Source organism: uncultured Ralstonia sp., from assembly GCA_913056305.1.
GTDB lineage: Bacteria > Pseudomonadota > Gammaproteobacteria > Burkholderiales > Burkholderiaceae > Ralstonia.
Window position 1 is genome coordinate 38,083 of record CAJXMR010000005.1, and the last position, 13,321, is coordinate 51,403.

The following is a 13,321-nucleotide window of genomic DNA, read 5'->3' on the forward strand; positions in this document are numbered from 1 at the left end:
GGCGCAATTCAGTGCGCTTGCGCCAACGCTGTTTGCGAGCCGGTGGCCAGTGCGATGATTGCCTCTTGCGTGATCGGCTGGCCGGTATAACCGCCGAGCTCGCCGGCAATCGTGCCTTCGCGTATCACGAGCACGCGATCGGCAATGCCGATCAGCTCGGGCAATTCGCTGGAGATCACGATCACGCCGACGCCGGCGCGCGCGAGTTGGTTGATGATTCGATAGATTTCCGATTTGGCGCCGATGTCCACGCCGCGCGTCGGCTCGTCGAGAATCAGCACGCGCGGCTTCGTTTCCAGCAAGCGCGACAGCAGCACCTTTTGCTGATTGCCGCCCGACAGCGCGCCAGCGTTCACATTTGCATGCGGTACACGGATCGACAGCGATGAGATCGCATCGCGTGCGCGTTCGGCGCCGCGTGCGAGGTTGAGTACGCCGCCTTGCGCATCGCGGTTGGCGACGGAAATATTGATGTTGTCGCGCACGCTCATATCGAGGAACAGGCCCTGGCGCTTGCGGTCTTCCGTCAAGTAGACGAGGCCTGCATCGATCGCATCGCGCGGCGAATGTGCGCCGAACGTCTTGTCGCCCAGCTTCACCTCGCCGCGCGTGCGCGGTTGCCCTCCGAAGATCAGGTGCGCAAGCTCGGTACGGCCCGCGCCGACCAGGCCCGCGATGCCGAGCACCTCGCCAGCGTGCAGGTCGAGGTCGCAGCCACGCACGCGGGCGCCGTCCGCGACGTCGCGCACGGACAAGAGCAGGTGGCCCCGATCGTACGGTGCGTGTTCCTTCTTGTAGAAGCCGGAGATGTCGCGGCCGACCATCATGGCAACGAGCCGCTCGGCCGACAGCGACTCGCGGTCCAGCGAGCCGACGTAGGCGCCGTCGCGCAGCACCGACACGCGGTCGGACAATGCGTAGATCTCGTCCATCCGGTGGCTGATGTAGATGATGGCGAGGCCTTCGACACGCAATTGGCGGATCAGCGCGAACAGGTGTTCGGTCTCGCGTGACGATAGCGGCGTCGTGGGCTCGTCCATCACCAGCACACGCGCCTTCGTGTGCACCGCGCGCGCGATCTCGACCAGCTGCTGCTCGGCGATCGACAGCGTACCGACCAGCGTTTCGGGCCCAAAGCTCGCGCCCAGGCGCTGGAGTACATCCATGCAGCCACGCGCCATCGCGGGGCGGTCGATCATGCCCCAACGGCTGTTGCCGCGACGCAGTTCGCGGCCAACGTAGATGTTCTCCGCCACGGTGAGGTTCGGCGCGAGACAAAGCTCTTGGTAGATCACCGCAATACCGGCGTCGCGTGCGGCGAGAGGGCCGTCAACGACGAGCGGCTTGCCGTCGATCATGATTTCGCCGCCCGGATCGGCCTGGTATGCGCCCGAGAGGATCTTCATCAGCGTCGACTTGCCGGCGCCGTTCTCGCCCATCAGCGAATGCACTTCGCCGGGGTAGACGGTCAGGCTGACGTTGTCCAGCGCGCGCACGCCGGGGAACGTCTTGCTGATCCCCCGCATCTCCAGCAAGGGGCGCAGCGCCTCAGAATGCAACATAGCTGACCTCCTGCGTTTGCACGCTGGCACCTTGGAGGATGCCGGCACGCGGCGAGAAGTTGAAGAACATCGGCAGCGTCGCGGCGCCAATCGCGCCGGCGTCCGGGCCAAACGAACCGCGAACGAATTCCGGCATGCCGCGCGCTTCCGGCGTGATGGCCGCAAGCGCCTCGAACAGGCGTCGCATCAGCGTGTCGATCAGGCCCGCGTCGGTGTCGGCGTCGAACACGACGACCGACGAATCGATCACCGACAGCACCGAGCGCAGCGCGGGGGCAAGCGCGTCAACGCAGTCGTCGACCCATTCGTCGACGGCCCGCGCGCCACGCGTGATGCATGCTTCGAGATCCGCGCGGGTCTCGACAGTCTCGCCGCAATAGCGCAAATGGCGAATCAGCGCGCTCAACGAACTGCGGGTGAGCAGGATGTCCCACGCGCCGGTTGGCGCGGGAGCGGACGGCAGGCAGCTTGGCAGCACGGGCATCACCGCGAAGTCGCCGGCGTTGCCGGTGCCCCCCCGCAGGCAATCGCCGTCGACCGCAATGCCGCCGCCGATCACCGGTCCAAGGAACAGATAGACGAAGTTGTCGTGCTGGCGGCCGCAGCCGTAGAACAGCTCGGCAATCGCGGCTGCGTTGCCGTCGTTCTCGCTGAACACTGGCAACGCAATCGCACGGCCAAGCTCGGCGGCGAAGTCGACCTCGGCCCATGCGCGGAACGCGTCGGCCGGAAGGCCGATCTCGCGCAGCCAGCTGCCCAGGTTGTATGGCTGCCCGACACCGACGCCGGCGAGCCGCTGGCGCTCGCTCGCGGACAGCAGTTGCTGCATTGCGTCGATGTCCTGGCGTACGATTTCGAGCACGGTGGCGGGCGACGGGAGCAGCGTATCGTGCGAGCGGCATCCGAGCACTTCGCCCACGAAGTTGACAAGAACCGTCTCGATCCGCATCCGGTCCAGACGCACGCCGATGCCAAACGCGCCGCGCGGATCGAGGCGGATCAGCGATGCAGGCTGGCCGCGCTGGCCTTCGACGCGGCGGCCGGTGAATTCGATGAGCTTCGCGTCAACAAGTGACGTGATGATGCTGCCGACCGCAGTCCCGGTGAGATTGGCCAGGCGCGCGAGGTCAGCCTTCGACGCGCTGCCAGCGCGCCGCAGCGCCTTGAGCAGCAGGCGCTCGTTGTAGCGGCGCACGTTGACTGAGTTGCTGCCCTGGCCGATGTGCGGACTTCTCATGCTGTCTCCTCCGGGCCGCGCCGTTTTCCGGCATCAATAAATAAATCATCTTGATTTATTTAATTACATATCGACACAGATGTCAGCCTAGGGGAATCCCGGAAGGGGGAGACGTCTCACCAACGCCGGCCAACGCGACGCTGAACGTTCTGGAGACCTCGCCCCACCGGCACATGAATTGACGGCTTGGCCGAGTGGCACGTATCCCGTTACGTTTGCCAAACTTGTGGATGGTCGTTGACCAGCCACCAGACGCGAACGGGCTCGAGCACGAGGGATCTTTGGGTCACCAACATGCGCCGTCGGCGAGGCGCATTTCTGGGGTATGGACCGACAGCCTCGATACAGGATTCTTCAACCATCGCCGCCATAGCGGAGTCGCGTCACTGGCCGCTGCGCGCCTGGTGTGCCGGCGCGTCGTCACGCGACGCAGGTGCGCGTTATTGCCCCGATGCACTGGGCACAGGCCGGTCGGCGCGCGGCGCTCGGGGAGTGTCTGCTGGACCTGCGGCGGCGGGAGCCGCCCCTCGACCCAGCGATCACGACTGTCGCTCGCGGCGGGACACACTGATCGGCGACGTCGCGCGGGCCTTTGCCGCCGTCATCGGTCGGGAGGGTATGGCACGGCAGGCGCCGCACGCTCGCGCTGGTGGCCTGGGTCCCACCGGCAACGGCATCCTGGTGGCTCATGGCCAAGTTTCCCGCGGCCAGCATGCGGTCGCCTGCCGCCTGCGTGACGCTGCCGCTGCCGGTGGAGACTTCCTGCCCCGCTTCGGACACCCGTGGTGGCAGCAAACGCTCAGAACGCGAAGGAGGGGCACTTTCTCAATCGTGCTTCCCCGCAAAGGCTTGTCACGCCTAGCCTCGACAGACTATTGCTACATTTCGCACGGGCCACGGAGTCAAATTGAGAGTGCCCGACAGACTTGTTGCTTTTTTTTGGGCACGGCGACCCTTTATAAATCAATGGGTTAGAAATCCCCCTCCCGACAGACTTTATTTTTACGGATCGTGGTTGGGCCAGCTTCGGACCTTCATGCAGCGTTCAATGAAGTCAGCCTCTCAGCGGCCGACAGGAAGCTCCGGCTCGCGCAATCGATAGTCAGCCACACCACCCCCACCCGAGCCAACGCGTCGATTTGACCAGGCAGCGATCGCACGGCAGCCGGAGGACGCGCGATGCGCATCGAGCCCGACACGCCAAACTTTTCCCACGACCGTTGCGCGCGAATCTATAACGTCTGAGCAGGTTGCGCCCACGACGCGGCCGACGCGTTCCGTGACGTTCGCACCTGCAATCTCCGTTTCATCCGGGAGGCGAATATGGACAAGAGATTGAGCAACGAAGGAATGGACCTTGTGTTTCGTGAGGCACGCACGCACAACAGCTGGCTGGCCAAGCCTGTCAGTGACGACACGCTGCGCGAACTCTACGAACTGATGAAATGGTGTCCGACCAGCGCCAACTGCAGCCCGGCACGCATTCTGTTATTGCGCACAAAGGAAGCGAAGCAACGGCTTTTGCCGGCACTGGCACCCGGCAACATCGACAAGACGATGAGCGCGCCGGTGACCGCGATCATCGCGTATGACGGCAAGTTCTACGACAAGCTGCCCAAGCTTTTTCCGCACGTCGACGCGCGCGCCTGGTTTGCCGATACCCCGGAACTGGCCGAAGTCACGGCACGGCGCAACAGCTCGCTACAAGGGGCTTATTTCATCCTGGCGGCCCGCTCGCTCGGACTGGATTGCGGTCCGATGTCGGGTTTTGACAATGCCAAGGTTGACCATGAGTTCTTTCCTGCGAGCGGACAGGCGGGCGCCTTCCAGCAGGAGTACTTCCCTGACAGCCACGTCAAGTCAAACTTCCTCTGCAATCTGGGCTACGGAGATCCGGCAGGATTGTTCCCGCGCAGCCCACGCCTGGATTTTGACGAAGCCTGCAAGTTGCTCTGACCACAAGGAAATCTCGGAGCACATCGTCTGCCGACATGTCCTTCCCGTGCCAGACGCCACCGCCAGCGCGCACCCATTCGACGCTTCAGTAGCCGATCGATCGCCACACAAAAGGCAGCAAAAGACCCACACCGCGGCGGACCCTGTCGTGATCTCGACGCGGCTCACCACCCGTGGAATCGGCTCCAGGTCTCGATACTGCCGCGCGCAGACAGCGCGCGATATTCCGGAAACTGCGCCCCCGTAGCGCACGCGTGGTTCGGCAGGATGCGCAGCCGCGTCCCCACCGGGAAGCGCGCGGCAAGATCCCCCTGCGCAACGCCATCACGCGCGGCCAGGATGCCGTGCTCCTGGTTGGCGCCGATCAGCACGAGCCCGTCGAACGGCGTGCCATCGAGCGCGCAAGGCTGGCCGTAGCCGAAGTCGTGCGCCTGCTTGGCCGTGCCCCGATCGCGGCTCATGGCCATCCAGCCGGCGTCGACGATGACCCAGCCCTTGTCCGGCTGGTGACCGATCACGGTGGTCAGCACGCTCAGGGCGATCTCATCCAGCGCGCAGACGCCCACGTTATGCATGACCAGGTCGAAAAAGACGTAGACGCCGGCGCGCACCTCGGTCACGCCCTCCAGACGCTCCGCCGCCAGCGCGGTGGGCGTGGAGCCGACGCTGACGGCCGCGCACGGGATGCCCGCCTCACGCAGCCGTTGCGCCGCGCGCACGCAGCCGGCGCGTTCCTGTTCGGCCAACGCGGCCACCGCAGGCTGATCGCTCAGTTCATAGCTGGAACCGGCATGGGTCAACACCCCACCGACACCGATGCCGCCCGCCTGCAGGATGCGGCCAACCTCCAGCAAGGTGCCCTCCTCCGGCGTGATGCCGGAGCGGTGGCCATCGGTGTCGACTTCGATCCAGACTTCAAGGCTTTCGCCGGCGGCCCGGCAGGCATCGACGACGGCCTGCGCCGCAGTGGCGTTGTCCACCACCAGCTTCAGGTCGCAGCCCTGCCGGCGCAGCGCCATCGCGCGCGGCAGCTTGGACGGCACGATGCCGACCGCGTACAGGATGTCGGTGATGCCAGCGGCAAAGAACGCCTCGGCCTCCTTCAGCGTCGACACGGTGATGCCCCGCGCGCCGGCCGCCACCTGCGCGCGTACCACGTCGAGGCATTTGGTGGTCTTCACGTGCGGGCGAAACGTCACGCCCAATGCGTTCATGCGTTGCTGCATGCGCGCGATGTTGTGCTGCATGCGAGGCAGGTCGATCAGCGCAGCGGGGGTGTCGATCGATTCAAGCGTGTCCAGGGTCATGGTGGTTTCCATCGTTATGCGTGACCTGCGTAAAAACGGCGGGCCCACGGCAACAGCCCATCCAAGGTCTGTAGTTCGATCTCGGGCCGCTGGGCGCCGTCCACCAGCGCCAGGCCGATACGGTTGTGCCAATACGTGCGCAGACCGACCGCAGCGGTGCCGAACATGTCGTAGCTGGAACCGGCGACGAAAGCCGCATCGGCTGCCTCCACCCCAAGCTGGTCCAGTGCCATCCGGTACGGCTTCGGGTGGGGCTTGTACATGCCGGCCTGCTCGGCGGTGACGACGGCATCCCACGTGACGGGCAGCAGCGCGGCCGCTTGCCGCCCAAGGCGCTCCGAGCAGTTGGTGACGACGGCCAGCTTGCAGTGTGGTTGCAGCCGCGTCAGGACTTCGATGGCGCCGCTCCAGGGGGCGAGTTGCAGCCAACCGGCCTCCAGCGCATCAGGCGCCGAGGCGGGCAGGCCGACGTTCCCGGCGGCCTGCCGCACCAACGCTTCATAGGCGACATACGCGCCGCAGCCATACGTCAGCCGCAGATACTCCGCGCGCCAGGTGCGGCCCGCCTGTTGCGAACCGGCGGCGCGGTCCCACAGCGACCACGAATCGAGCAGCGCGGTCAGCAGATCGAACAGGATGGCCTTGGGATAGCCGGAAGAAGCACGGGAATGGGTCACGCAATCACCTGCAAGCGACGTTCATCGATGCAGCGGATTGTAGGCAGCGCGACACGGCTTTCGGTTTAACCGGATTGATTCAAAGATTCAGTCTGCCTGCATCATGCGCGCCACGGCGGCTGCGGCTTGAAGCGGCTCTGCAGCACCTGCATGAACCGGCGCGTGCGCTGCGGCAGCCCCGCGCGGTGGTGTGTCAGCGCAATCACGTTTGCGTCAGGCGCCTTCCAGCCGGGCAGCAGCCGCACCAGGCGGCCGGCGCGCAGGTCGTCGGCCACATCCCACTCGGAGCGCAGGATCACGCCGCGCCCCTCGCACGCCCAGCGACGGATCACGTCGCCGTCGTTGCAGCCGAGCTTGGACGACACGCGCACGCTGCGGCTCGTGCGGCCCTTGCTGAAGTGCCACAGCGTCACGTCTTCCTTGTTCTCGCGCAGCACGATGCACGGCAGCGCGGCCAAGTCCTCCGGCGCCTGCGGCAGCCCGAAGCGCTGAACGAACTCCGGCGACGCGCAGACGAAGCGCGCATTCGGCGCAATCGCGTAGCCGACCAGGTTGGACACCTGCAGCGCGCCAATGTGCACGACCACGTCGAAGCGGTCGGCGGCCTCGGTCATTGGCTCGTCAGACAGCGTCAACTCGATGTCGACCTCCGGGTAGGCCTGCTGGAAATCGCCGATGACGGGCGCCAGGTAGCGCCGCCCAAAACCCAGCGGTGCGTTGATCTTGAGCGTGCCGACCAGACCGCCGCGCCGCGTCTGCAGATCCTCCGCCAGTGCATCGAGTTGCCGGACCAGCTCGGCCCCGCGCTCGCACAGCAACGTGCCCTCGTCGGTAAAGCGCAGGCTGCGCGCGGTGCGGTCGACCAGCCGCGTCGCCAGCTTCTTCTCAAGCTGCTGCAGCCGCTGCGACACCGCCGACGGCGTGAGCCCGAGCGCCCTGGCCGTGGCGGCTAGGCTCTGGTTATCGCGAATCGCCAGCAGAAAGCGCAGGTCGGCCGAGTCGGTCATGGCATCACTGGCGGGTGAACCGGCCGGCTGCGGCGATATCAAGGCGTGCCGCAGGCAAAACGGTCAGGCCTTGGCGATGACGTTGATGCGCAGCGCTTGCCCACCGGCCGCGATCGCGAGCAGACGGTCGACGTTCGGGTGCGCCCCCGGGCGGTTGCGCGCATCGGCCGTATGCTCGGCAAACACCGCGAGGCCGTGCTCGGCCGCTTTGGCATCCAACTGGCCAAACGCCTGCTGCAGGTAGTGATACACCGCCAACGATCCCTGCTTGCCGGGCATGTTCTCGATATCGGCCACCACGGCGCCGTTGCCGTCGACCAGATCGATGCGCTCGATGCCGTCAATGGCGGGCAGCTGGGCGAGGTTGTCCTTGAATACGTTGCTCGGCTGAATCTCGGAAATCACTGAAAACACTCCGTGGGTTGGTCGGTGGACTTGGCGGGCCGTATGGTATCCGCTCGGGCATGACTGCAAAAGAGCATCGCGCATGCACGGCCACGGATCTCGCGGCACCTGGGCCCCTCAAGCATCCACTTCCGCCAACGCCCGCAGCCCCACCGAGAGCATCGCCAGATCGGCCGACCCGGCGGCCACCTGGTCGGCGACCACGCGGTTGTAGCGTGCCAGCGCTTCCTGCCGGGCCGCCCGCCAGGCTTCGACCAACGCCCCGGCACTGGCACCAGCCGCTGCGTCATGCAGCACCGAGCTGGTGAGCCGCCGGCGCAGTTGCCCCAGCTCTTCAAGCAGGGTCGCGCGTGCCAGCATCTGCCAATGCGTCTGCGTCGGCAGGGCGAGGATGCCGCCCTGCAGCCAGCCGTAGCCGAGCGGCTGGTCGAGCGCGAAGTACACGCGCGCGGCCAGCTTGGCATCGCAGCCGCTCGCAACGGCAACTTCCGCGATATCGAGCAGCGATACACGCGCCGACACGCCAGCCGCCGCCCGTGCCAGGGCTTCGGGCACCCCGGCGTCCACGAACGTCTGCTGCTGTTGCGCAGCCGCGTGCCCGGACTCCTCCGCCTGCAAGCCATCGACTTCGGGCGCGAGCGCATCGACCGCCGCGCGGAAGCGCTCCACCGTGGCCGGCACATCAGAGACGCGCTGCCGCAGGAACCACAACGTGGCACGCTCATGCAACTGCGCGAACGCCGCAAACAAGGCGGCCTGCATCTCGTGCGGCACCTGCGCATCCAGCCCATCGACCTCTTGCCAGAGTGGATCGAGCCGATACACGGCGCGCGCCACCAGGCTCGCCCACACCACGGCCAGCGGCTCGGCGCCGGTTTCCTCGGCGAGCCGGTGCACAAAGGTCACGCCGGCACGGTTGACGAGCGCGTTCGCGTGCATCGTCGCCAGGATCTCGCGCCGCAGCGGGTGCCGCGGCATGGTCGCGCCGCAGCGTGCCTGCAATGGCTGCGGGAAGTACGCCGGCAGGCCGTCGGCCACGAAGGGCTGGTCGGGCAAGTCGCTGGCCAGCAGCGCGTCGTACAGCCACATCTTGCTGTAGGCCATCAGCACCGCGCGCTCGGGCGTGGCGAGGCCGCCGCCGGCGGCGCGACGGGCGTCGATGTCCTCGTCGGCGGGTAGGAATTCGATGGTGCGGTTCAGGCGGCCGGCACGCTCCAGATACCGCATCAGCCGCGCCTCCGGGTCGAGCCACTGTGCCATGCGCGTGCGCGCAAGCGACAGCGCCTGCGTCTGGAAATAATTGTCGCGCAAGACCAACTCGCCCACCTCGTCGGTCATCTCGGCCAGTAGCACGTTGCGCTGCTTGAGCGTCATCTCGCCGTCGCCCACCACCAGCCCCAGCAGGATCTTGATGTTGACCTCGTGGTCCGAACAGTCGACACCGGCCGAGTTGTCGATCGCATCGGTGTTGATGCGCCCGCCGTGCTGCGCGTATTCGATGCGCCCGAGCTGCGTGCAGCCCAGATTGCCACCCTCGGCCACGACCTTGCAGCGCAACTCGGCGCCGTCCACGCGCAGCCCGTCGTTGGCGCGGTCGCCCACCTGGGCGTGCGTCTCGGTGCTGGCTTTGATGTAGGTACCGATGCCGCCGTTGTAGAGCAAGTCCACGGGGGCCTTGAGGAGGGTATGCAGCAGGTCGTTCGGCGCCATCTCGGTCGCCGTGACGCCAAGCATCGCGCGCACCTCGGGCGAGAGCGCAATCGCCTTGGCGGAGCGCGGGAACACCCCGCCGCCCGCGCTGATCAGCGCCTTGTCATAGTCGGCCCAGCTCGAGCGCGGCAGATTGAACATGCGCTCGCGCTCGGCAAAGCTCGTGGCGGCATCGGGCGATGGGTCCAGGAAGATATGCCGATGGTCGAACGCCGCCAGCAGGCGGATATGGCGCGAGAGCAGCATGCCGTTGCCGAACACGTCGCCCGACATGTCGCCGATGCCGACCACGGTGAAGTCGGTGGCCTGCGTATCCACGCCCATCTCGCTGAAATGCCGCTTGACCGATTCCCACGCGCCGCGCGCGGTGATGGCCATCTTCTTGTGGTCGTAGCCGACCGAACCGCCGGAGGCGAAGGCATCGCCCAGCCAGAAGCCGTATTCGCCAGAGATGGCGTTGGCGTAATCCGAGAACGTGGCCGTGCCCTTGTCGGCGGCGACCACCAGGTACGGGTCATCACCGTCGTAGCGCACCACGTCGCGCGGCGGCACGAGGCGGCCCTCGACGTAGTTGTCGGTCAGGTCGAGCAGCCCGCGCAGGAAGGTCTGGTAGCACGCCACGCCTTCAGCCAGATAGGCATCGCGATCGCTCGCCGGCGGCGGCTGCTTGACGACGAAGCCGCCCTTGGAGCCGACCGGCACGATGACAGTGTTCTTGACCATCTGCGCCTTGACCAGGCCGAGCACCTCGGTGCGGAAATCCTCGCGCCGGTCCGACCAGCGCAGCCCGCCGCGCGCGACCTTGCCGCCGCGCAGGTGCACGCCCTCGACCCGCGGTGAATACACCCAGATCTCGAACATCGGCTTGGGCTCGGGCAAGCCTGGCACGCGCGCGGGGTCGAACTTGAACGACAGGTACGGCTTGGACTGGCCAGCCTGCCCGGCTTGCCCAATGCCCGGCAGGCTCTGGAAGTAGTTGGTGCGCACCGTGGCTTCCAGCACGCCGAGGAACTGGCGCAGGATGCGGTCTTCGTCCAGGTTCGGCACCTCTTCGAGCGCCTCGGCGATCTGCGCGCGCAGCGTATCGCTGCGGCGCGTGCGCTCAGCGTCGTCCGTCGCCGGGTCGAAGCGCACCAGGAACAGATGCACCAGCGCCCGCGCGATCGACGGATTGCCGGTCAGCGCACTCTCCATGTACGCGTTGCTGAAGGTCGAGCCGATCTGGCGGATGTAGCGCGCGTAGGCGCGCAGGATCCGGATCTCACGCCAGGTCAGGCCGGCCTGCAGCACGAGCCGGTTGAGATCGTCGTTCTCGACGTCGCCATTCCAGATGCGCGCGAAGGCATCTTCAAAGCGCACGCGGGCCTCGTCGAGGTCGACCTCGCTGCCGTCGACGGTGACCATGCCGAAGTCATGCACCGAGATCGGTGCGGCGTCGGCCGGCTCGATGCGATAGGGCCGCTCTTCGTTGACGCGCACACCGAGGTGCTCGAGCATCGGCAGGCTGCGCGAGAGCGCGATCGGCTGGCCCGTGCGGTAGATCTTGAAACGCAGCGCCCCGGCGGGTGCCTCGAGTGGCCGGTAAAGCTGCATCGTGAGCGCGCCGCCCGCAGAGGCCTCCGGAGCCTCCACCGCGCCTGCAGCGTCTTCGGCCAGCAGCGGCTCCATCAGTTCAATGTCGCGCACTGCAAGGCGCGCCGCGTAGTCCTCCCGGAAGCCGGCGGGGAAGGCATCGCCATAGCGGCGCAGCAGGCGGTTGCCGCGCTCCTCGCCGCCGCGCTCGAGCAGCGCCTCGGCCAGGTCGTCCTGCCAGCGCCGCGCCGCCAGCACGATGCGCTCTTCCAGCTCGGCCACGTCCACCTCGGGCACGTTGCCCGGCTGGGTGCGCACGGTGATGTGGATGCGCGCCAGCATCGATTCCGACAGCAGCGGCGTGAACTCCACGCTGGTGCCGTGGTAGGCCGCCTGCAGCAGGCCCTGGACGCGCACGCGCAGGTCGGTGTTGAATTTCTCGCGCGGCACGAATACCAGGCACGATACGAAGCGGTCGAACGGGTCGCGCCGCACGAACAGACGCGTGCGTTGCCGCTCCTGCAGCCGCAGGATGCCAAGCGCGATGTCGTGCAGCGCCTCGCTGTCGATCTGGAACAGCTCGTCGCGCGGATACTGTTCGAGGATCGTCACCAGCGTCTTGGCCAGATGCCCCTTGGGCAGGAAGCCCGTCCGCCGGATCACGCTGGCAACCTTGCGCCGCACCAACGGGATGTCCTCGGCCGGCACCATGTAGACGTTGGACGTGTACAGCCCGAGAAAACGCCGCTGACCACACACACGCCCCTCGGCGTCGAACAGCTTGATGCCGACATAGTCGAGATAGCCGGGCCGGTGCACGGTGGCGCGTGAGTTGGCCTTGGTCAGGAACACCGGTGCGGGCTCGTCGATGATCCTCGCGGCGCCCGGGGCCAGCCGCGAGATGTCGGGGGCGGCGGGATCGCGCAGCGCCTCGCGCAGCACGCCAAGCCCCGTGCCCTGCATGCCCTGCAGGTAGAGGCCGTCGTCCTGGGTGACGAGCGCATAGTCGCGATAGCCGAGGAGCGTGAAATGCTGTTCGAGCAGCCACGCCAGGAAGGCCTGCGTCTCGGCGATCTCCGCGCGTTCGGCTTCGCCCGTCGATGCTTGCGCGGCGCGCACACCCAGCGCATCGATGGCGGCCTGGGCCGCGCCCTGCATCGGCTTCCAGTCCTCCACAGCCGCGCGCACGTCACCCAGCACGCGCACCAGGCCGTCGTGCAGCGCCTGCACCCGCTCCGGCTCGGAGAAGCGATCGACCTCGATGTGGATGTACGACTCGAAGCGCATGGTGCCGCCGCTCCCGTCGTCTGGATCGGCCTCGGCGGTGGTCGCGCGCTTGTCGCCGGCGAGCGCCGCTGGGCGCTGCACGCCGCCGCCGGCCGCCACGGCCACACGCGTGCCGGACGCATCGCGCTGCATGCGATAGACCGGATGGAAGGCCGAATGCAGCGCAAGACCCTGCCGGTTGATTTCCATGGTCACCGAATCGACCAGGAACGGCATGTCATCGTTGACGATTTCGACCACCGTGTGGCCGCAATACCAACCGTGCTGCTCAAGGCTCGGGTTGTAGACCCGCACGCGCGGCTGGCCGGTCACGAACTTCTGGCCGAGTTGCCAGTGCGCCATCGCCGCGCCGTAGAGATCGGCGACGCTGCGCGAGACCACGTCCTCGGGGTCGGCCAGCTCGTAGTAATGCCGCACGAATGGCTCGAACAGCACGGCGATATCGGGCGCACGTCCGCGTGCGAGGGCCACTACATCCGCCATGTGTTGGCGGACCTTGTCTTCGAGCTGGGCAGACATGGAGCGTCTCCCGAAAATGGGCCTCCCCATGCTACGCCGCGTGCCCATGGCTGGCAATGGGGGCAACCTGGGCTTCAGCCGC

The 13,321-nt window shown here is 66.8% G+C and carries 8 protein-coding genes; 1 reads left to right on the forward strand and 7 read right to left on the reverse strand.

The window, feature by feature from the left end; all coding sequences use genetic code 11:
- Window positions 1-8 precede the first annotated feature (8 nt).
- Together QZ609_RS01865 and QZ609_RS01870 are read right to left on the reverse strand one after the other, a co-directional pair.
- On the reverse strand, window positions 9-1,562 hold the full coding sequence (locus tag QZ609_RS01865; RefSeq protein ID WP_295490259.1) for a sugar ABC transporter ATP-binding protein: 1,554 nt from the start codon (window positions 1,560-1,562) through the stop codon (window positions 9-11).
- Window positions 1,549-2,799: an ROK family protein gene (locus QZ609_RS01870; RefSeq protein WP_295490262.1), complete on the reverse strand. Its 1,251-nt coding sequence runs from the start codon at window positions 2,797-2,799 to the stop codon at window positions 1,549-1,551. Before QZ609_RS01870 ends, QZ609_RS01865 begins: the two co-directional genes overlap by 14 nt.
- A gap of 1,323 nt (window positions 2,800-4,122) precedes the next feature.
- Between QZ609_RS01870 and QZ609_RS01875 the strand changes: the two genes are divergently transcribed.
- Window positions 4,123-4,755, forward strand: coding sequence for a malonic semialdehyde reductase (locus tag QZ609_RS01875; RefSeq protein ID WP_295490265.1), 633 nt, complete (start codon window positions 4,123-4,125; stop codon window positions 4,753-4,755).
- Window positions 4,756-4,919: 164 nt separating this feature from the next.
- On the opposite strand, the gene QZ609_RS01880 is transcribed toward QZ609_RS01875, so the two are convergent.
- From QZ609_RS01880 to QZ609_RS01900, 5 genes are all read right to left on the reverse strand, one after another.
- Window positions 4,920-6,062, reverse strand: coding sequence for a DSD1 family PLP-dependent enzyme (locus QZ609_RS01880; RefSeq protein ID WP_295490268.1), 1,143 nt, complete (start codon window positions 6,060-6,062; stop codon window positions 4,920-4,922).
- A gap of 14 nt (window positions 6,063-6,076) precedes the next feature.
- A complete protein-coding gene (locus QZ609_RS01885; RefSeq protein ID WP_295490271.1) occupies window positions 6,077-6,739 on the reverse strand; it encodes an HAD-IA family hydrolase in 663 nt (220 codons plus the stop codon).
- Window positions 6,740-6,840: 101 nt separating this feature from the next.
- Window positions 6,841-7,746 carry a LysR family transcriptional regulator gene (locus tag QZ609_RS01890; RefSeq protein WP_295490273.1) on the reverse strand — a complete coding sequence of 302 codons (906 nt, stop codon included), beginning with the start codon at window positions 7,744-7,746 and terminating at the stop codon, window positions 6,841-6,843.
- A gap of 63 nt (window positions 7,747-7,809) precedes the next feature.
- Entirely contained in the window at window positions 7,810-8,151 is a 342-nt protein-coding gene (locus tag QZ609_RS01895; protein ID WP_295490276.1) for a DUF2322 family protein, read from the reverse strand.
- 117 nt (window positions 8,152-8,268) lie between these two features.
- Entirely contained in the window at window positions 8,269-13,239 is a 4,971-nt protein-coding gene (locus QZ609_RS01900) for an NAD-glutamate dehydrogenase (RefSeq protein WP_295490279.1), read from the reverse strand.
- Window positions 13,240-13,321: the final 82 nt, after the last annotated feature.

Excerpts from the sequence above, each read along its gene's own strand:
- QZ609_RS01900 (WP_295490279.1), bottom strand. The coding sequence starts at position 13,239 with ATGTCTGCCCAGCTCGAAGACAAGGTCCGCCAACACATGGCGGATGTA.
- QZ609_RS01870 (WP_295490262.1), bottom strand. The coding sequence starts at position 2,799 with ATGAGAAGTCCGCACATCGGCCAGGGCAGCAACTCAGTCAACGTGCGC.
- QZ609_RS01865 (WP_295490259.1), bottom strand. The coding sequence starts at position 1,562 with ATGTTGCATTCTGAGGCGCTGCGCCCCTTGCTGGAGATGCGGGGGATC.
- QZ609_RS01890 (WP_295490273.1), bottom strand. The coding sequence starts at position 7,746 with ATGACCGACTCGGCCGACCTGCGCTTTCTGCTGGCGATTCGCGATAAC.
- QZ609_RS01875 (WP_295490265.1), top strand. The coding sequence starts at position 4,123 with ATGGACAAGAGATTGAGCAACGAAGGAATGGACCTTGTGTTTCGTGAG.
- QZ609_RS01880 (WP_295490268.1), bottom strand. The coding sequence starts at position 6,062 with ATGACCCTGGACACGCTTGAATCGATCGACACCCCCGCTGCGCTGATC.